The organism is Streptomyces sp. NPDC050416, from assembly GCF_044458845.1.
In the GTDB taxonomy this organism is placed as follows: Bacteria; Actinomycetota; Actinomycetes; order Streptomycetales; family Streptomycetaceae; genus Streptomyces.
Window position 1 is genome coordinate 302577 of sequence record NZ_JBITII010000005.1, and the last position, 18956, is coordinate 321532.

19 protein-coding genes and 1 pseudogene are annotated in these 18956 nt (G+C 73.2%); 14 read left to right on the top strand and 6 right to left on the bottom strand.

Annotated features, from left to right (window positions below; all coding sequences use genetic code 11):
• Positions 1-63: 63 nt before the first annotated feature.
• The 5 genes from ACIBL4_RS18030 (at position 64) to ACIBL4_RS18050 (ending at position 5369) form a co-directional block, all read left to right on the top strand.
• Positions 64-819, top strand: coding sequence for a (Fe-S)-binding protein (locus ACIBL4_RS18030; RefSeq protein WP_399411056.1), 756 nt, complete (start codon positions 64-66; stop codon positions 817-819).
• Positions 816-2294, top strand: coding sequence for a LutB/LldF family L-lactate oxidation iron-sulfur protein (locus tag ACIBL4_RS18035; RefSeq protein ID WP_399411058.1), 1479 nt, complete (start codon positions 816-818; stop codon positions 2292-2294). Before ACIBL4_RS18030 ends, ACIBL4_RS18035 begins: the two co-directional genes overlap by 4 nt.
• Entirely contained in the window at positions 2291-2938 is a 648-nt protein-coding gene (locus tag ACIBL4_RS18040; RefSeq protein ID WP_399411060.1) for a lactate utilization protein C, read from the top strand. Before ACIBL4_RS18035 ends, ACIBL4_RS18040 begins: the two co-directional genes overlap by 4 nt.
• Before the next feature lie 218 nt (positions 2939-3156).
• The gene (locus ACIBL4_RS18045; protein ID WP_399411571.1) at positions 3157-4014 is read left to right on the top strand and encodes an AAA family ATPase; all 858 of its coding nucleotides are present in this window, start codon (positions 3157-3159) and stop codon (positions 4012-4014) included.
• Positions 4011-5369 carry a VWA domain-containing protein gene (locus ACIBL4_RS18050; RefSeq protein ID WP_399411062.1) on the top strand — a complete coding sequence of 453 codons (1359 nt, stop codon included), beginning with the start codon at positions 4011-4013 and terminating at the stop codon, positions 5367-5369. The genes ACIBL4_RS18045 and ACIBL4_RS18050 overlap by 4 nt, the downstream gene beginning before the upstream one ends.
• Positions 5370-5399: 30 nt before the next feature.
• Here the strand turns inward: ACIBL4_RS18050 and ACIBL4_RS18055 are convergent, their stop codons facing one another.
• From ACIBL4_RS18055 to ACIBL4_RS18065, 3 genes are read right to left on the bottom strand one after another with little or no spacing between them, the layout of a single operon-like run.
• Positions 5400-5759: a cupin domain-containing protein gene (locus ACIBL4_RS18055; RefSeq protein ID WP_399411064.1), complete on the bottom strand. Its 360-nt coding sequence runs from the start codon at positions 5757-5759 to the stop codon at positions 5400-5402.
• Positions 5760-5819: 60 nt separating this feature from the next.
• Complete coding sequence (locus ACIBL4_RS18060) at positions 5820-6800, bottom strand: pyridoxal-phosphate dependent enzyme (RefSeq protein ID WP_399411066.1); 981 nt, start codon at positions 6798-6800, stop codon at positions 5820-5822.
• Complete coding sequence (locus ACIBL4_RS18065; RefSeq protein WP_399411068.1) at positions 6797-7489, bottom strand: transcriptional regulator; 693 nt, start codon at positions 7487-7489, stop codon at positions 6797-6799. Before ACIBL4_RS18065 ends, ACIBL4_RS18060 begins: the two co-directional genes overlap by 4 nt.
• 172 nt (positions 7490-7661) lie before the next feature.
• Between ACIBL4_RS18065 and ACIBL4_RS18070 the strand changes: the two genes are divergently transcribed.
• The 4 genes from ACIBL4_RS18070 to ACIBL4_RS18085 are packed head-to-tail and all read left to right on the top strand — an operon-like array spanning position 7662 to position 10525.
• Positions 7662-8582 carry a metal ABC transporter solute-binding protein, Zn/Mn family gene (locus ACIBL4_RS18070; RefSeq protein ID WP_399411070.1) on the top strand — a complete coding sequence of 307 codons (921 nt, stop codon included), beginning with the start codon at positions 7662-7664 and terminating at the stop codon, positions 8580-8582.
• Positions 8579-9427, top strand: a complete 849-nt coding sequence (locus ACIBL4_RS18075) for a metal ABC transporter ATP-binding protein (RefSeq protein WP_399411072.1) — start codon at positions 8579-8581, stop codon at positions 9425-9427. The genes ACIBL4_RS18070 and ACIBL4_RS18075 overlap by 4 nt, the downstream gene beginning before the upstream one ends.
• Positions 9424-10305 (top strand): metal ABC transporter permease, encoded by an 882-nt coding sequence (locus tag ACIBL4_RS18080; RefSeq protein WP_399411074.1) that lies wholly within the window; start codon positions 9424-9426, stop codon positions 10303-10305. Before ACIBL4_RS18075 ends, ACIBL4_RS18080 begins: the two co-directional genes overlap by 4 nt.
• A 4-nt stretch (positions 10306-10309) precedes the next feature.
• Complete coding sequence (locus ACIBL4_RS18085) at positions 10310-10525, top strand: hypothetical protein (protein WP_399411076.1); 216 nt, start codon at positions 10310-10312, stop codon at positions 10523-10525.
• Positions 10526-10595: 70 nt separating this feature from the next.
• Here the strand turns inward: ACIBL4_RS18085 and ACIBL4_RS18090 are convergent, their stop codons facing one another.
• Together ACIBL4_RS18090 and ACIBL4_RS18095 are read right to left on the bottom strand one after the other, a co-directional pair.
• Positions 10596-11231, bottom strand: a complete 636-nt coding sequence (locus ACIBL4_RS18090) for a sigma-70 family RNA polymerase sigma factor (RefSeq protein WP_399411078.1) — start codon at positions 11229-11231, stop codon at positions 10596-10598.
• 177 nt (positions 11232-11408) lie between these two features.
• A complete protein-coding gene (locus ACIBL4_RS18095) occupies positions 11409-12026 on the bottom strand; it encodes a hypothetical protein (RefSeq protein WP_399411080.1) in 618 nt (205 codons plus the stop codon).
• Between the two features lie 163 nt (positions 12027-12189).
• Here ACIBL4_RS18095 and ACIBL4_RS18100 point away from each other — a divergent pair, with 163 nt between their 5' ends.
• Positions 12190-12987 carry an SDR family NAD(P)-dependent oxidoreductase gene (locus tag ACIBL4_RS18100; RefSeq protein WP_399411082.1) on the top strand — a complete coding sequence of 266 codons (798 nt, stop codon included), beginning with the start codon at positions 12190-12192 and terminating at the stop codon, positions 12985-12987.
• Between the two features lie 24 nt (positions 12988-13011).
• On the opposite strand, the pseudogene ACIBL4_RS18105 reads toward ACIBL4_RS18100, so the two are convergent.
• A pseudogene (locus ACIBL4_RS18105) lies at positions 13012-13860 on the bottom strand (class I SAM-dependent methyltransferase).
• 190 nt (positions 13861-14050) lie between these two features.
• Between ACIBL4_RS18105 and ACIBL4_RS18110 the strand changes: the two are divergent.
• The 4 genes from ACIBL4_RS18110 (at position 14051) to ACIBL4_RS18125 (ending at position 18668) form a co-directional block, all read left to right on the top strand.
• Positions 14051-14848 carry a VOC family protein gene (locus ACIBL4_RS18110; protein WP_399411084.1) on the top strand — a complete coding sequence of 266 codons (798 nt, stop codon included), beginning with the start codon at positions 14051-14053 and terminating at the stop codon, positions 14846-14848.
• 54 nt (positions 14849-14902) lie between these two features.
• Positions 14903-15439, top strand: a complete 537-nt coding sequence (locus ACIBL4_RS18115; RefSeq protein WP_399411086.1) for a GNAT family N-acetyltransferase — start codon at positions 14903-14905, stop codon at positions 15437-15439.
• A 98-nt stretch (positions 15440-15537) separates the two neighbouring features.
• Positions 15538-17346: an ABC transporter permease subunit gene (locus ACIBL4_RS18120; protein WP_399411573.1), complete on the top strand. Its 1809-nt coding sequence runs from the start codon at positions 15538-15540 to the stop codon at positions 17344-17346.
• Positions 17343-18668, top strand: a complete 1326-nt coding sequence (locus ACIBL4_RS18125) for an MDR family MFS transporter (protein WP_399411088.1) — start codon at positions 17343-17345, stop codon at positions 18666-18668. Before ACIBL4_RS18120 ends, ACIBL4_RS18125 begins: the two co-directional genes overlap by 4 nt.
• Positions 18669-18956: the final 288 nt, after the last annotated feature.

Genomic DNA, 18956 nt, shown 5'->3' on the forward strand with positions numbered 1-18956 from the left:
CCCCCGGGCCCCGTCCCCGGACTACGCTGCAACTCATCCGATGATCGACCACAAGGAGCCGCGATGCGTGTCGCCCTGTTCCTGACCTGCGTCAACGACACGCTGTATCCGGACACCGGGCGCGCCGTGGTGAAACTGCTGACCAGACTGGGCGTCGACGTCGACTTCCCGATGGCGCAGACCTGCTGCGGCCAGGCGCACTACAACACCGGATACCGTCACGAGGCCGAACCGCTCGCCCGGCACTTCTCCGATGTCTTCGGCGAGTACGAGGCGATCGTGACGCCGTCCGGCTCGTGCGGGGCGATGGTGCGCGAGCTGTATCCGCGGATGGGCGAGCGGGCCCGGGCCGAGGGGCGCGGGGACACCCTCGCGGCCACGCTGGCGCCGGTGGTGCCGAAGACGTACGAACTCACCGAGTTCCTGGTCGACGTGCTGGGCGTGACGGATGTCGGGGCGTACTACCCGCAGAAGGTGACCTACCACCCGACCTGTCACGGACTGCGGGGGCTCGGGCTCGGTGAGCGGCCGCGGCGACTGCTCCAGGCCGTGAAAGGCCTGGAGCTGGTCGAACTGCCGGGGGCCGACGAGTGCTGCGGGTTCGGCGGCACCTTCGCCGTGAAGAACGCCGACGTCTCGGCGGCCATGGGCGCCGACAAGGTGCGCAACGCCGAGTCGACGGGCGCCGAGGTGCTGTGCGCGGCCGACAACTCCTGCCTGATGCACATCGGCGGGACCATGACCCGGCTGCGGACCGGCATGCGGCCGGTGCACATCGCGGAGATCCTGGCGAGCACGGAGGAGGAACCGGCCGTATGAGCGGGACGTTCGTCGGGATGCCGGCGTTTCCGGAGGCCGCGCGGGAGGCCGTGGGCAACACGACCCTGCGCGGCAATCTGCGGCACGCCACCCACACCATCCGCGCCAAGCGGGCCAAGGCCGTGACGGAGGTGTCGGACTGGGCCGAGCTGCGCGAGGCGGGCAAGCGGATCAAGGACCACACGCTGCGCCATCTCGACCGCTACGTGGAGCAGTTGGAGGAGGCGGTGACGGCGGCCGGCGGCATCGTCCACTGGGCCGCCGACGCGGCCGAGGCCAACGAGATCGTCACCCAGCTCGTGAAGATGACCGGCGAGTCGGAGGTCGTCAAGGTCAAGTCGATGGCCACCCAGGAGATCGGGCTCAACGAAGCGCTGGAGGCCGAGGGCATCCGCGCCTACGAGACGGATCTGGCGGAGCTGATCGTGCAGTTGGGCAAGGACCGCCCCTCGCACATCCTCGTCCCGGCCATCCACCGCAACCGCGGCGAGATCCGCGACATCTTCTCCCGTGAGATGAGCGAGTGGGGCCGCCCGGCCCCCGAGGGCCTCACCGACACGCCCGCCGAACTCGCCGAGGCGGCCCGGCTGCACCTGCGGGAGAAGTTCCTGCGCGCCAAGGTCGGCATCTCCGGGGCCAACTTCATGGTCGCCGAGACGGGCACGCTGGTGGTCGTGGAGTCGGAGGGCAACGGCCGGATGTGCCTGACGCTGCCCGAGACGCTGATCTCGGTCGTCGGCATCGAGAAGATCGTGCCGACGTGGCGGGACCTGGAGGTGTTCTTCCAGACGCTCCCCCGCTCGTCGACGGCGGAGCGCATGAACCCGTACACGTCGACGTGGACCGGGACGACCGACGGGGACGGGCCGAGCACCTTCCATCTGGTGCTGCTGGACAACGGCCGCACCGACACCCTCGCCGACGAGGTCGGCCGGCAGGCGCTGCGCTGCATCCGCTGCTCGGCGTGTCTCAACGTGTGCCCGGTGTACGAACGTGCCGGCGGCCATGCCTACGGCTCGGTGTACCCGGGGCCGATCGGCGCCATCCTCAGTCCCCAACTGCGGGGCACGGGCAGTGAGATCGACGCCTCGCTCCCGTACGCGTCCTCGCTGTGCGGGGCGTGCTACGAGGTGTGCCCGGTCGCCATCGACATCCCCGAGGTGCTGGTGCATCTGCGGGAACGGGTCGTGGAGGGCGGGGAGGTCACCCGCGAGGGCAACAAGGTGGTGCTGCGGCCCGCGAAGGGGCATGCCGCCGAGCGGGCGGCGATGCGCGCGGCACGCTGGGCGTTCACACACCCGGGCGCGCTGCGCACCGGCCAGCGCGCCGCCTCCCGGACCCGGCGCTTCCATCCCCGTACGTTGCCGGGCCCGGGCAAGGCGTGGAGCGGGTCGCGGGATCTGCCGCCGGTGCCGGCCGAGCCGTTCCGGGACTGGTGGCAGCGCACGCGCGGCGGGAAGGACGGTGCCAGGTGAACAGCAGGGAGCGGATTCTCGGGCGGGTGCGGCGCGCGCTGGCGGACGTGCCCCGCGATGACGTGCCGTACGAGCAGGCCGTCGCGCGCGACTATCTGCGGGAGCACGGGGACCGGAGCGTCGCGGAGACGGTGGAGCTGCTCGCCGAGAACCTGGCGGACTACCGGGCGATCGTGCACCGCACGGACACCGAGGGGCTGGCGGGGCTGATCGCGGGGCTCCTGGAGAAGCGCGGGTCGGCGTCGGTGCTCGTGCCGCCCGGGCTGGACGAGGGGTGGCTGGCGGCGACCGGTGTGACGCGGGTGGCGGACCGGGCGGAGAGCACGCCGCAGGAACTCGACCGGGTGGACAGCGTGGTGACGGCCTGTGCGGTCGCGATCGCGGAGACCGGGACGATCGTGCTGGACGGCTCCCCCGACCAGGGCCGACGCCGGATCACCCTCGTCCCGGACCACCACATCTGTGTCGTGCGCGTCCCTGGCCAGGTCGTGTCGTCCGTGCCGCAGGGTCTGGAACGCCTCGACCCGGCGCGGCCGTTGACGTGGATCTCCGGGCCGTCGGCGACCAGTGACATCGAGCTGGACCGGGTCGAGGGGGTGCACGGGCCGCGCACCCTGGAGGTGATCCTCGTGGAGGACGCCTGATTCAGGGGCAGGATCGAGTCCACGGAGCCGCCGTCGACGCGCAGGGCGCCGCCCGTGGTCGCCGACGTACACGGCCGGTACGGTCCCGTATCGCAGGGTGTCGCCCAGCACACCCCGCGATTACGGGTTCTGCGCGCGGGGCCCTCGTGACATCATCGGTGAGCAAGCGCTTGGACACCTTGTCCGCCCTGCCCGCTGCCGCCGACCTGGAGGCCCCGTTGTTCACATCCGTCGACGACGTCTCCGCGCGTCTGGCCGAGACCGGCTATCTCGCCTCGCCCGCCGTCGCCACGACCGTCTTCCTCGCCGACCGCCTCGGCAAGCCGCTGCTGGTGGAGGGCCCGGCGGGCGTCGGCAAGACGGAGCTCGCCAAGGCCGTCGCCGAGGTGGCGGGGGCGCGCCTGGTGCGTCTGCAGTGCTACGAGGGGGTCGACGAGTCCCGCGCGCTCTACGAGTGGAACCACGCCAAGCAGCTCCTGCGCATCAGCGCCGGCCGCGACGAGACGTGGGACGAGACGCGCACGGACATCTTCAGCGAGGAGTTCCTGCTCACGCGGCCGCTGCTGACCGCCATCCGGGGTGACGACCCGAAGGTGCTGCTGATCGACGAGACCGACAAGGCGGACGTCGAGGTGGAGGGCCTGCTCCTGGAGGTGCTCAGCGACTTCCAGGTGACCGTGCCGGAGCTGGGCACCATCGCCGCGACGCGCCGTCCCTTCGTCGTCCTCACGTCCAACGCGAGCCGGGAGCTGTCCGAGGCGCTGCGCCGCCGCTGTCTCTTCCTCCACATCGGCTTTCCCGAGGAGGAGTTGGAGCGCCGCATCGTACGGCTGAGGGTGCCGGGGCTCGACGAGGCGCTGGCCCGCTCGGTGGTCCGGGTCGTGGGCGCGCTGCGGGCGATGGACCTGCGCAAGGTGCCGTCGGTCGCCGAGAGCATCGACTGGGCGCGCACGCTGCTGGCCCTCGGCGCGGACACCCTGGACGAGACGGTGGTGCGGGCCACGCTCGGTGTGCTCCTCAAGCACCAGGACGACGTGCTCAAGGCGAGCGCCAAGCTGGACCTGGACGCCCTGTGACCGTGCCGGCGGGCGTCGTGGAGCGACTGACCTCCCTGGTCGGGGCGCTGCGCGCGCATGGGCTGCGGATCGGCACCGGCGAGACGGTCGACGCGGCGCGGGCGGTCGAGGCGCTCGGCCTCGCGGACCGGGAGCTGCTGCGCGAGGGCCTCGCGGCGACGCTGCTGCACGGCCCCGGCGGGCGGCAGGTGTTCGACCCGGTCTTCGACCTGTACTTCCCGCGCGGTGTCGGCGGCCCGGAGGGGAAGGCCGCGGGCCGGGACGATCTGCGCGACCGGCTGGCGGCCGCGCTCGCCGCCGACGACCGGGCGCTGCTGTCCCGGTTGGCGGTCGAGGCGGTGGACGGTTTCGGCGGGTACGGTTCCGCGCCGGAGTCGGACGGCTGGTCGTCGTACCAGACGCTGGAACGGCTGCGTCCGCAGACGCTGCTCGCCCGGGTCCGCGACGACGTGCGCGGCCGGGGCGGGAGCGAGGGGTTCACGGACCGGCTGCTGGAGGACGAGATCCGGCGGCGCATCGAGAGCTTCCGCGCGCTGGTGGCGGCGGAGGCGCGGCGCCGGGTCGCCGAGCGGCGCGGGCGGGACGAGATCGCCCGGCGGGCGGTGGCCCCGACCGCCGACCAGGTCGAGTTCCTGTTCGCGGGCAAGGCACGGCTGGCCGAGTTGCGCCGGACGGTTCAGCCGCTCGCCCGCAAGCTCGCGACCCGGCTCGCGGCCCGCCGCCGCCGTGCCTCCCGGGGGGCGATCGACCTGCGGCGGACCCTGCGCGGTTCGCTGTCGACGGGCGGCGTGCCGATGAAGCCGGTGCTGCGCAGGCGGCGTCCGGTCCGCCCCGAACTGGTGCTGTTGTGCGATGTGTCGGGGTCGGTGTCGGGCTTCTCCGACTTCACGATGCTGCTGGTGCAGGCGCTGCACGACCAGTTCAGCAAGGTGCGGGTGTTCGCCTTCGTCAACCGGATCGACGAGGTGACCGGGCTCCTGCGGCACGGCACCGCGGACCCGGAGGGGCTCAGCGCCCGTATTCAGGCGGAGGCCACGCTCACGGGCTGGCACGGCAGCAGCGACTACGGCATGGCGCTGGGCGAGTTCGCGGAGCGCTACGGCGACGCGGTCGGCCCGCGCACGACCGTGTTCGTCCTCGGTGACGCCCGCACGAACATGAGCGACCCGAACCTGCCGGCCGTACGGCGGATCGCCGGACGGGCCCGCCGCGTCTACTGGTTGAACCCCGAGCAGCGCTCGCGCTGGGGCACGGGCGACTCCGCGGCGCCCGCCTACGCCGAGCTGGTCGAGATGCACGAGTGCCGTACCGTCCGGCAGTTGAGCACCCTGGTGGGACGGCTGCTGCCGGTGTGATCAGACGGCCCCGTACCAAGCACGGTGGGGCTAGTCCTTCTTGGCGTACTCCTTGGCCATGCTGCCCGCGAAGTCGTAGACCACACACTGCTCGTCGCCGACGACCCATGCGTCGTGGCCGGGCGGGCAGACGAACACGTCGCCGGGTCCCACTTCGCCTTCCGCTCCGTCGTCCATGCGGATGCGCATACGGCCCGATACGACGTAGCCGTTGTGGTGGATCTGACAGCTTTCGGTCCCGGCGATCGGAGCCACGGACTCGGACCAGCGCCAGCCTGGTTCGAACGTGGCCACGGCGAAGTCCAGTCCCGTCATGTGGACGGCTTCCAGGTGACCCCGGGGGTAGTCGCGCCGCTCGTCCGGCTTGTCGAGCGTCTTCACCTCGAACATGACGCTCCTCCTCCGTGAGGGTGTGTTTCCATCGTCCGCCCGTGGAGCGGGCCGCGCCATTCAGCGGGTGCCGGTGCCGCAGAGCCGGGCGAAGCGCTCGGCGTCGATGTTGCCGCCGGAGAGGATGACGCCGACGCGGGCCGGGAGAGGGCCCGCGCGGCCGGTGAGCAGGGCGGCCAGCGGGGTGGCGCCGCTCGGTTCGATGACGATCTTCAGGCGTTCGAAGGCGAACCGCATCGCGTCCCGGATCTCGTCGTCGGTGACCAGGACGACGTCGTCGACGAGTCGCCGGTTGACGGAGAAGGTGAGTTCGCCGGGTGTGTGCAGGGCCTGTCCGTCGGCGATGGTGTGTGGCACCGGGATGCTGATGCGCCGGCCCGCCTCCAGCGAGCGCCTGGTGTCGTCCCCGGCCTCCGGTTCGACACCGATCATGCGGGTGGCCGGGTGCAGGCCCTTGGCCACCGTGGCGCTGCCGGCCATCAGCCCGCCGCCGCCGACCGGTGTCAGCATAGCCCCCAACTCCCCCACGTCTTCGAGGAGTTCCAGTGCGGCCGTGCCCTGCCCGGCCATGATGTGCGGATGCTCGTACGGCGGGATGACGGCGAGACCCCGCTCGGCGGCCAGGGCCTCGGCGATGGCGACGCGGTCGCCGGTGTAGCGGTCGTAGGTGACGATCTCGGCGCCGTAGCCGGCGGTGGCCGCCCGCTTCGACGGCGGGGCGTCCTCCGGCATGACGATCACGGCGGTGGTGCCGAGTTCGCGGGCGGCCAGGGCGACGGCCTGGGCGTGGTTGCCGGAGGAGTAGGCGGCGATGCCCCGGGACAGCTGGTCGGGGGTGAGGCGGGAGGCGGCGTTGTAGGCGCCGCGGAACTTGAAGGCGCCGACGCGCTGGAAGTTCTCGCACTTGAGGTGGATCTCGGCGCCGGCGAGTGCGTCGAGGGTGCGGGAGCGCAGGACGGGCGTGCGGTGGGCGACGCCCCGGATCCGGGCGGCGGCGTCCCGCACGTCGTCGAGGGTGACCGGTGGGGTGGTGGTCGTCACGCGGATCCTCCAGCGGATGTGCCGGACGCCGCACTGCGGGCGGCCCGGGCCTGGGAGAGGTAGTTGTAGGCGGAGGCGCGGGAGATGCCGAGCCGGGCGGCGACCTGCTCGACCGCGCCGCGCACGGCGAAGACCCCGCGCGTGTCGAGCCCGCCGAACAGCTCCAGGCGCTCGGCGCGGTCGAGCTCCGCCCAGCTGCCCCGCTGTTTCGACTGGTGGGCGTCGACCAGGGCGTCGACGACGGAGTCGATGTCGTTGCCGAAGGTGGTGGTCGGCAGCTCCGCGGGGGCGGCGCCGACTCCGGCGAGGGTGCCGAGCAGGTCGTGGACCTGGCTGACGGCGCTGATGTCCACGTTGACGCAGAGGGCCCCGAAGACGGCTCCCGTGGAGTCCCGCAGCACCATCGTGGAGGACTTCACCAGCGCCCCGCCGCGGGTGCGGGTGACGTAGTTGAGTTCGTCGGCCGCCTCGTCCCCGTGGGACAGGACGCGCATGCCGATCTCGCTCATCGCGCCGCCCACCGTCCGCCCCGTCACCGATCCGGCCACGGCGACGACCGACTTCTCCGGGTTCCGGTAGTCGTGCAGCACGACTTCGCAGAGCGGTCCGAAGGTCGCGGCGATCCCGTCGACGACAGGTCTCAGCGCGGCGAGGATCGCGTCCCGTTCCGAGGTCAGGGTCTCTCGCATGGATTTAGACTACCGATCCAATCGCTGGACCGCTAGTCCAGACGTTCCCCAACAATTGGCAACGGTTTTCACATGACTTCGGCCGGAACTCGCTCTTGACATTCATTCCCATCTAGCGTGGCGCCTGCCGAGCACTCCGGCACCCCCTCTGCACATCCGTCATGGAGGAGCCATGCCCCTGTCCACGTCCCGCCGCCTGGCGCTGCTGACCAGCGCGTCACTGGCCCTTCTCGCGGGCTGCGGCAGCTCGTCGGACTCCGCCGACGCCAAGAGCGCCTCGGCCAAGGTGCCCGTGGTCGCCTCCACGAACGTCTACGGCGACATCGTGCGCAGCATCGGCGCCGACAAGGTCGACGTCACCTCGGTCATCAGTGACCCCGACCAGGACCCCCACTCCTACGAGGCCGACACCCACAACCAGCTGGCCCTGTCCAAGGCGAAGGTCGTCGTCGAGAACGGCGGCGGCTACGACGACTTCGTCGACCGCATGCTCAGGAGCGGCCACAACGACTCCGCCCAGGTGATCAACGCCGTGCGGGTGTCCGGCAAGACCGCGCCGAAGGGCGGCGAGCTGAACGAGCACGTCTGGTACGACTTCCCCACCGTCGCCCGCGTCGCCGACCGCATATCCGCGGCCCTCGCCAAGGCCGACCCCGCCGGCGCGGCCGCCTTCGAGAAGAACGCCACCACCTTCAAGGCGAAACTCGCCCCGCTGGAGGCCGAGGAGGCTCGGATCAAGAAGGAGCACGGCGGTGCGGGCGTGGCCATCACCGAGCCCGTGCCGCTGTACATGACCGAGGCGAGCGGGCTGGTCGACAAGACCCCGGCGGCGTTCAGCGAGGCGATCGAGGAAGGCGACGACGTCTCCCCGCGGGTCCTCCAGGAGAGCCTGGCGCTGTTCAGTGGCGGGAAGGTCAAGGTGCTCGTCTACAACGAGCAGACCTCCGGCCCGCAGACCGAGAAGTCCGAGGCGGCGGCCAAGGCGGCCGGCATCCCCGTCGTGCCCGTGACCGAGACCCTGCCGACGGGCAAGGACTACCTCGGCTGGATGACCGGCAACGTCGACGCGCTCGCGAGCGCGCTGGCCAAGTGACCCCCGTGTCCGGGCAGGACGGCACTCCCGTCGTCAGTCTGCGCGGCGCGGCCCTGTCCTACGGCGACCGCACGGTGTGGAGCGGCCTCGACCTCGACGTACGGCCCGGGGAGTTCCTGGCCGTGCTGGGGCCGAACGGAGCGGGCAAGACCAGTTTCGTACGGGCGCTGCTGGGCCGTCGGCCGCTGTCCGCCGGAACGCTGACCGTCCTCGGCCGGCCAGCTCGCGACGCCGCCCGGCACATCGGCTACGTCCCGCAGCAGGCGGCGCTGTCCGCGCAGGCCATGCTGCGCGCCCGGGACCTCGTACGGTTCGGCATCGACGGGCACCGCTTCGGGCCGCGCCCGCGCACCGGTCCGGTCCGCCGCCGGGTGGACGAGATCCTCGAGTCGGTGGGGGCCGCGTCCTACGCCGACGTCCCGCTCGGCATGCTGTCCGGCGGCGAACGCCAACGCGTGCGCATCGGCCAGGCCCTGGCGACCGATCCGCGCGTCCTGCTGTGCGACGAGCCCCTGCTGTCGCTCGACCTGCACCACCAGCGGGCCGTCACCGGGCTGATCGACGCCCGGCGCCGCGCCCACGGCACGGCGGTGGTCTTCGTGACGCACGAGATCAACCCGGTGCTGGGCATGGTCGACCGGGTGCTGTACCTGGCCCCCGGCGGCCACCGCGTCGGCACCCCGGACGAGGTGCTGACCTCCGAGTCGCTGTCCCGGCTTTACGGCACGCAGGTCGACGTGGTGCGCGTGCGGGGGCGGGTCGTCGTCGCCGGGGCCCCCGACGAGCCGGCCGCGCCGCCGCACCACCCCGGGCCGGTGCACGCGACGGACGGAGTGCGCGCATGATGCTCGCCGAAGGGGTCTGGCGGCAGATCTTCGACTTCACGGACTACGGCGAACTCCTGGGCCTGGTCCGCAACTCGCTCATCGCGGGCGTGGCGCTGGGGCTCGTGGGCGGTCTGGCCGGGGTCTTCGTCCTGATGCGGGACCTGCCGTTCGCGGTGCACGGCATCAGCGAGCTGTCCTTCGCGGGCGCGTCGGCCGCGCTGCTGCTGGGCGCGAACATCGTGGCCGGCTCGATCGCCGGTTCGCTCCTCGCGGCCGGGGCCATCGGGGTGCTGGGGACACGGGCCCGGGACCGCAACTCGGTGATCGGCATCATCATGCCGTTCGGACTGGGTCTCGGGGTGCTCTTCCTCGCCCTCTACAAGGGCCGGGCGGCCAACAAGTTCGGTCTGCTCACCGGTCAGATCGTCGCCGTGGACACGCCGCAGATGTCGTGGCTGCTCGGCACGTCCGTGCTGGTGCTGATCGCCCTGGCGGTCATGTGGCGTCCGCTCGCCTTCGCCAGCACCGACCCGGACGTGGCGGAGGCACGCGGGGTGCCGGTGCGCACGCTGTCCTTCGCGTTCATGCTGGTGCTCGGGCTCGCGGTCGCCCTGTCGGTGCAGGTCGTCGGGGCGCTGCTGGTGCTCACGCTGGTCGTCACCCCGGCCGCGGCCGCCACCCGGGTCACCGCGTCGCCGGTGCTGCTGCCCGTGCTGAGCGTGCTGTTCGCCGTGGCCTCGATCGAGGGCGGCATCCTGCTCGCGCTGGGCAGCAGCATTCCCATCAGCCCCTACGTCACGACGATCTCGTTCGGCATCTACGCGGTGTGCCGGGTGGCCGGGAGCCACCGGACGCGGCGGTGGGGCTCGCGGCGGGCGGCGGTGCGGGCGGCGTGACGCGGTGATCTCCCCTGGCTTCAGGCACTCGGCGTTCAAGACCACCCGCCCGGCGAACACCGAGCTCAAGTGGGCAGGGGATGAGCCACTCGCCCGCCCTCGCCGCGACCAGCCGGCCGGTCTTTGCTCCCGCCTGCTCGCGGGAGCGGGCACGGCGGCGGCGCTCGGCTGGTGGTCGGCGTCCCTGAACCTCCTCCTGCCGCCCGTCCTGGCCGCCTAGTTCGACCACGGCGTGGTCAACCATGTCGCCGAGTGCCCGCCGGAGAGTCCCGGCGGGCACCCAGGGGGTGTCAGGCCGCGGCCAGTGAGGGTGGTGACGCGGCCGGAGCCGGGTGATCCGCCTCGGTGAGCAGAGTCATCAGCGTCGCCCGGGCGCGGGCCACGCGGGAGCGGACGGTGCCGACCGGACAGTGGCTCAGCTCGGCGGCCTCCGCGTAGGGCAGGCCCAGCATCTGGGTGAGGACGAAGGCCTCACGCCGCTCGTCCGGCAGTGAGGCCAGCAGTTCCAGCAGCGCCACGCCGTCCTCGAAGCCCGGCAGGCCGCGCGGCTGGGCGAGCTCGGCCGCCGGCTCCCAGTCGGGCAGGTCGGCCGGGCGGGGGCGGACGGCGGTGTGCCGGAGGCTGTCGGCCACCGCGCGCCGGGCGATCGCCAGCAGCCAGGTACGGGCCGAGGAGCGGCCCTCGAACCGGTGCAGGCTGCCGAGCGCTCGCAGGAACGTGTCCTGCGCCAGATCGTCGACGGCCTGCGGATCGGCGCACAGATGGGCGACGTAGCGGATGACGTCGCGGTGCAGGGCCCGCACGAAGTGGTCGACGGCGACGGAGTCACCGCCGCGGGCGGCCAGCGCCCAGGCGGTCACCGACTCGTCGGCCGACGCCGGAAGCTCTCTTCTCTCGTGCGGAACGGGCAGGGCAGGAGTGATCACCTGGTGTCCTTCTCGGGATTCCGGGACCACGGGAGGGCGAGCACGCGGGCCTGAGTGAGGCCGGGCGTGCGCGCACGGTTGCGCGGTCCCGTGAGTGAGGGATGGGCCGGACCCGATGGGCCGGACCCGTACGGCACCGGGGCGCGCAGGGGCCGCCCCGGGACTCACCGGCTGCCGTCAGACGGCAGCGGCCCCCACGGGTGGCCCTCGAGTGGTGATGGCGTGGACGAGAAGGAGGAGGCGCGGTGCCCGGTCCGAGGACCGCCGCCGTACGCGCACGGGCGGGGGCGGCGGTGCGGGCAGGGCGAGCAGCAGCCGCAGCGGCGCGGCCAGCCGACCGCCGACGGCACGCAGGAGACGGAAGACGGCCCGCTCCCCGTGCCCCAGCCACAGGCCGCACAGCAGGGCGGCGAGCAGGTGGGCGGTGAGCATGCCGAGGGACGAGTCACCACCGGTGGTGTGTCCCGCATGCCCCATGTGCTCGGACATGGACATGGACATCGGCATGGACGGGGACATGGGCATGGGCACGTCCGGCGCTCCCGGCGACGCGAGCGAGAACGCCGAGTGCAGGGCCGTCTGGACGGCCACGGCGACGGCGACGACCAGCCGGAGTCCGCGCTCCCGGCCCGCCAGGCACCAGCCCGCCACGCCCGTCACGGCCCAGCCGGCCATCAGCGTCCGGAGGGGCACATGGTCGCCGGACATCATGACGTGCCCCAGGGCGGCGAGCACGACACAGACGGCCGCGAACACCGCGGCCCGTATCGTGCGAGCCCACCGCCCAGCCGTCATGGCGCCTCATCCTCGCATCCGGCACCGCCCCGTCGCCCATGAGTACGGACATCGCCCGGGCCGGGCACTCAATCCACGCCATGTGATCCGGAGCACTGCCCGAGTGCCCCGCCGGTCGCACGCGGCCACCGGGGCTTCGACCGGCCGTTCTAGAGTGCTCGTCATGTCGACAGCAGCCACACCGGCCACCCGGGCTTATCTCTCCGAGTTGTTCTCCCTGCACGGCCGGACCGCGGTGGTCACGGGCGGCAGTTCGGGCATCGGCCGCGCCATCACCGGTGCCCTCGCGCGCGCCGGGGCGAGCGTGGTGGCCGTGGCCCGCGGCGAGGCCGGACTGACCGCGACGGTCGAGGAACTGACGGCCGAGGGCTGCCGCGCCGCGTGGGTCAGCGCGGACCTGAGCACGCGCGAGGGTGTGCGGACGGCCGCCGAGCGGGCCGTCGAGGCGTTCGGGGAACCGGACATCCTCGTCAACAGCGCCGGGATCAACGTGCGCCCGCCCATGGACGAACTCACCGAGGACGTCTGGGACCTCACGATGGCCGTCAACCTGGACGCGCCGTTCCTGCTGGGCCAGCGCTTCGGCCCGGGCATGGCGGAGCGCGGCTACGGGCGGATCCTGCACATCAGTTCGCAGCAGGCGCACCGGGCGTTCGTCCAGAGCGGTGCCTACGGCGCATCCAAGGGCGGCCTGGAGTCGCTGGCCCGGTCGCAGGCCGAGGCGTGGTCGCCGCGCGGCGTCACGTGCAACGTGCTGGTGCCGGGGTTCGTCATGACACCGCTCAACGCGCGGCTGTCGTCGGATCCGGAGAGGGTGGCCGCCCTCGCCGACCGCACGCTGATCGGGCGGAACGGACTGGCCGAGGACTTCGCGGGAGCGGCGGTCTTCCTGGCCGGCCCGGCGTCCGCCTACATCACCGGACAGGCGGTCTTCGTCGACGGCGGCATGTCGGTGCACTGATCCAGTCCCCGGCGCCCCCCGGGGTCAGCGCCCGGAGGGGCCGTTCCGCCAGACGAACACCTCCGTGCTCGGCCCGCGTTCGCAGAAGCGACCCGCCGGAGAGGCCTCCCGCAGCAGCCGGCGCAGGTCTGCTTCGAAGCCGTCCCGGCGCCCTCCGAACAGATGCGGCGCCGAGAACGACATGGAGAACACCTAGGCGACGACATCGTCGAAGGTCCGCTCCAGAGCCTGCCCGCCGGGGACGACCAGACGCCGGGGGCCGGAGAATCCCGCCCGGGCGAACACCTCGGCCTCCCCGCCCGGCGTGCCCTGCGGCAGCACTCCGCGGCCCGCTCGCCGCACGGGTCCCAGGTACTGCTTGACCAGCTCGTCCACCGCCGCGTAGGGGACCGGCGGGTACGGCAGGCCGTCGAGCGCGCGGTGTTCCGTCTTCAGGTCCGAGATGTGCACCAGGGCACTGCCCGGCCGGAGCATGTCCCTGGCGGTCGCCGCGACCAGGTCGCGGTCCATCCAGTGGAAGGACTGCGCGAAGGCGGCGACGTCGAACGTGCCGAGCCCCGCGGGCAGATCCTCGGCCCGGGCCCGCACCCACCGGGTCTTCTCCCCCACTCCCCGGTCGGCGGCCCGGCGCCAGGCCTCGGCGATCATCCCGCGGTCGGGGTCCACGCCGACGATCTCGCCGAACAGATGCGCGATGCTCAGGGCGACGGTCCCGGGCCCGCATCCCACGTCGATGAGGCGTCCCTTCCCGTCGGGCCGCAGCGCCCCGGCGAGTTCCTCCGCCAATCCGGGGGCGTACGGCAGCCGTCCCCGCTCGTAGTAGGGGGCGGTCCCCGAGAACAGCGTGTCGTCCCACTCCCAGCCGGCCACCACGCCGCTCACCACCTCACCGCACAGGATTCCGCGATCACCCGGCCGGGCGATGGAGCCGATGATTCCACGGCCGTGCACGCCGCCAGGGGCGGACGGCCCGGGGGTCCGCCGACCGGGCCCGGCCGACGGGCGGTTGTCAGTGCCCGGTGTCACGCTGGGCACACCGAACCTGCGGAAGGGAAGCATCGCCATGATCACCACGGAGTTCGCCCCCGGTTCCCCCTGTTGGCTCGACCTCGGCACTCCGGACGTACCGGCCGCGGCGGCCTTCTACGGCGCCGTGCTCGGGTGGGACTACGAATACATGGGCGGGAGCGAGGACTTCGAAGGCGGCATGTTCCGGAAGGACGGCAAGATCGTCGCCGGTCTCGGCAAGCTCACGGAGGAGGGCGCGCGCTCGGCCTGGATGCTCTACTTCAGCGTCCCCGACGCGGACGCCACGACGGAGGCCGTGCAGCAGGCGGGCGGCACCGTCCGGGTGGCGCCGATGGACCTCGACGAATGGGGCCGGATGGCGCAGTACAGCGACCCGCTGGGCGGCCAGTTCGCCGTCTGGCAGCCGGGGACGAACAAGGGCGTCGACCTGGTCGACCAGCCGGGCTCACTGTCGTGGACCGAGCTGCTCACGAGCGACGCGACGGCCGCGAAGGAGTTCTACGGCGGCCTGTTCGGCTGGCAGTTCAGCGACATGGAGCTGCCGGGCGGCGCAGGCACGTACACCCTCATCACCCCCGCGGGACTGCCCGAGGAGCGCATGCACGGCGGTCTCATGGAGATGGGCAAGGAGAACCTCTCGCTGACGAACGGCCGGCCGTACTGGCACCCGGTCTTCGCCGTGGAGGACTGCGACGCCGCGGTGGCCAAGGTCACCGAGAACGGCGGCAGTGTGCAGATGGGGCCCGAGGACGCGGAGGGCGTCGGTCGGCTGGCCGTCTGCCTCGACCCGGCGAACGCGGACTTCGTGGTGCTCACCCCGGCCGAGAGCTGAGCCCTGCGGACACCCCCTTGGCAGCCGGAAAAGCTTCTTGCATATGATGTGCAAATGCACGGTGTCACCATCAAGGAAGCCACGGCGGAGGACCTCGACGGGGCCCGGGTGGTGATGCTCGACGCGGTGTACCGCGACTTCGGGACGGGATACGTGCCCGGCTGGCACGCCGACATCATCGATCCCGCGTCCTTCTACGTCCTGCCGCCACGGCACACGCTCCTGGTCGCCGTGGACGAGCGGGACGGGACGGTGGCGGCCACGGCGGCGCTCGACGCGCGCGGCCCGGCGCATCCGCCGAACCCGCGGTGGCTGGCCGAGCGGTTCCCCTCGGGCGAGACGGCACAGCTCCGGCGGGTGTACGTGCGCCCCGAGTACCGGCGGCGGGGCCTGGCCCGGCGGCTGGTGGAGGGTCTGCTGGACTTCGCGCGGGCCGACGGTGGGTACCGGTCCGTGTATCTGCACGTGTATCCGCACTCGCCCGGCGCGCTGGGCCTGTGGCGGACGCTGGGCAAGGTGGTGTGCGACGAGCGCGAGGACGTGCCCGGCGGGGGCAGCGGCGTGGTGCACTTCGAGATCCCCTTCGCCTGAGCGGCACGGGGACGACGGTGAACACCCCCCTGGTCAAGGGCCTGGCCGCCCTGCGCGTTCGTGCGCGCGGCGACCTCCCGACGCTGCTGTGGCGGGCCGTGCTCGCGGTCGGCCTGGTGGGCGCGATCGGGCTGCTGCCGTGGCTGTCGCGCACCGACCCGGCGCTGACCGTGCTCAAGTCCCGCTCCGCGGACCGCGACCCGACCCCCGAGACGCTGGCCGCCATCCGCGACGAACTCGGGCTCGGCGGCGGCCCCTTGGCACTGCTCGGCCGCTGGCTGGGCGGGCTGCTGCAGGGGGACGCGGGCACCTCGTGGGTGTCCGGTGCCCCGGTGCTGCCCTCCGTCGCGCAGGCGCTCGGCGTGTCGTTGCTGCTGATGTCCGGCGCCCTCGTCGTCGCCGCGGTCACGGTGAGTGCCGTGTGCGCCCGTACGCTCCGGCTCGGCTCGCGGGGCCGGCTCGGCGCGCGCGGGGCCGGAGGCACGACGACCGCGGTGCTGGCCGCGCTGCCCGAGTTCCTCGTCGCCTCGGTGCTCGCCGCGGTGATCGGAGTGCACCTGGGCTGGTTGCCGGCCCTGGGCTGGTACGGGCCGCAGTGGATGGTGCTGCCCTCACTGGCCCTCGGCCTGCCGGCCGGCGCGGTCCTCGGGCGGATGCTGGACGACCTGCTGCCCGGCGCGTTCGCCGAACCCTGGGCGCCGGCCGCCGCGGCCCGCGGGGTCCCGCCGAAGTCCGTGGCACGGCAGGCCCTGCGCCGCTGTGTGCCCGGACTGCTGCCCAACCTCGGCCTGTTCGTGGTCGGTCTGACCGGCGGATCCGTCGCCGTCGAGCAGATCTTCGACATCCCCGGCCTGGGCCGGCTCAGCCTGCAGGCCGCGCTCGCCCAGGACCTGCCCGCCCTGCAGACCGGCACGCTCGCCCTCGTCCTGCTCGCGGCCACCGCCGGCGTCCTCGCCCGGCTCGCGGCCCGGCTGCTGATCGGGCCCGCGCTGCGCGACGGCGCCCTGCGCTCCCTGCACCGGCCGGCCCCGCCCGCGCCCCGCGCCCTGCCCCTGCTGTACGGAGCGCTGCTCGCCACGGTCATCGGCCTCGGCCTGCCGCGTGACGCGCTCGCCCTGGACACCCTCGCCCGGCTGCAGGGCCCCTCCCCGGCACACCCGTTCGGGACGGACGCGCTGGGCCGGGACATCCTCGCCCGGGTCGCCCACGGAGCGCTGAACACTCTCGGCACGGCGCTCGCGGTGAGCGCCGCAGCCCTGGTCGCCGGGCTGCTGCTGGGGCTGCTGCCGCGGCTGTCCGGGCCGCTGGTCGACACCGTCAGTGCCGTACCGCCCGTCCTGGCCGGGCTCCTCGTCACGGGCATCACGGGCGGCGGCCCCTGGGCGCCCGCCCTCGCCGTCGGCGTCGTGGCCTGGTCCCCGCTGGCCGCGCACACGTCTTCCCTGCTGCGTCAGGAGCGTGCGACCACCCACCTGGACGCCACCCGTGCGCTCGGTGCCGGGCGGTGGTATCTCCTCCGGCACGAACTGCTGCCCGCCGTGCTGCCGCCGGTGACCCGGCACGCCCTTCTCCGGCTGCCCGGCGTCGCGCTGAGCCTCGCCGCGCTCGGCTTCCTGGGCCTCGGCGCGCAGCCGCCGTCCCCCGAGTGGGGTCTGCTGCTCGCCGAGAACCAGCCGTACGCCGAGCGCGCCCCGTGGGCCGTCCTCTTCCCCGCCGCCGTACTCGCCCTGCTCGGTGCCCTCGCGGTGACGGCTGCCGGCGGCGTACGACTGCCCCGGCGGCGCGGGCGGGCCGACAGCCCGGAGCAGCCGCCCGGCGACCGGGTCGTGCCCGCCGCGCGGCAGCGGCCGGACCCCGACGACGCCCTCCTGACCCCCGTGTCCCTCTCACCGAGAGAAAAACGATGACAGGCCTCATATCCCGCGCCCTGGCCCGCCGGGCCGCCCCTGCGAACGGCGACAAGACACCCGACGCGACGCCCGGGGCCCCGCGCGAGAGCACCTGGCGGCTCTGGCGGGAACTGTCCCCTCTGCTGCGGCTGCTGATCGTCACCCAGCTCGCCTTCAACGTCGGTTTCTTCGCCGTGCTGCCGTTCCTCGCCGAGCACCTCGGCACCGCGATCGGCATGGCGGGCTGGCTGGTCGGCTTCGTGCTCGGGCTGCGCACCTTCAGCCAGCAGGGCCTGTTCGTGGTCGGCGGCGCGCTCGTCGACCGTTACGGCGTACGCCCGGTCGTGCTGGCCGGCTGCGTCCTGCGGGTCGCCGGGTTCGCGTGGCTCGGGTACGCGCAGGCGAGCTGGGCCGTGATCGGGGCGGTTCTGGTGATCGGCTTCGCCGCCGCGCTGTTCTCCCCCGCCGTGGAGTCCGAGGTCGCCCGGCAGGCGGTGGCCTGGGAGGAGGCGGGACACGGCTCACGCACCCGTCTACTGGCCCTGTTCAGCGTGGCCGGCCAGGCCGGGGCCTTCGTCGGACCGCTGCTCGGCGCGCTGCTGCTCGCCGTCGACTTCCGCACCGCGTGCCTCGCGGGCGCCGCGGTGTTCGTGCTCGTCCTCGCCGGGCACGTGTGGCTGATGCCGCAGCACATCCCCGGCAGGGTCCGGAACCGGGACAAGGGCGGGGCTCGCGCGCTGCTGCGCAACCGCCGCTTCCTGGCGCTGTGCTGCGCGTACGGCACGTACCTGCTCGCCTACAACCAGCTGTATCTCGCCCTGCCCGACGAGGTGCAGCGCGCGGCGGGCTCCCAGGCGCCGCTGTCCTGGCTGTTCGCCCTGTCCTCGGTGCTGGTGGTGTTCGCCCAGATGCCCGTGACCCGCTGGGCGGGCGACCGGCTCGACCTGCGCCGCTCCATGACCGCCGGGCTGCTGCTGATCGCGTCGGGTTTCGCGGTGGTGGCCGCGGCGCGCCCCGCGGGCTGGACGGGTACGGCCGGGCTGCTGCCGGCGGCGGGTTTCGTCGTGCTGCTCACGGTGGGGCAGATGCTGGTCGTGCCCGCCGCCCGCGCCTGGGTGCCCGACCTCGCCGAGGAGGGCCGGATCGGCCTCTACATGGGTGCGCTGTCGTCCGTCTCGGGCCTGATCGTCCTCGCGGGCAGCGCGGCCACCGGCTCCCTCCTCGACGCGGGCCTCCCGGCCGCCGTGCCCTGGCTGCTCCTCGCGGCCGTACCCGCCCTGGCGGTGGCACTGCTGCCGCGCCGCGAGAAGCGGCCGCGGGGGGCGGCAGCGGCGGCCTGACGACAGGCGCGTGCGCAGGGAAGCGAGGGAGGAGAGGGGAGGAGAGGGGAGGAGAGGGAAGGGACAGCGGCGGCGCGGCCGGCGTACGGAGGCACGGGGGACGGTGTCGGCAACCACACGCGCCGCGCCGTCACCCCAGGCGGGATGCTGCTGCGCTCCCCGGTTTCCGGGACCGTGCCGTCCCACGACACCGCACCGGGGAACGGTGGTCACGCGGCGCCAGTATCCTGGGTCGGCTGCGGCACCCACCAATCAACCCCCGCTCCGACGCGGGGAGTTGCGGGCTGC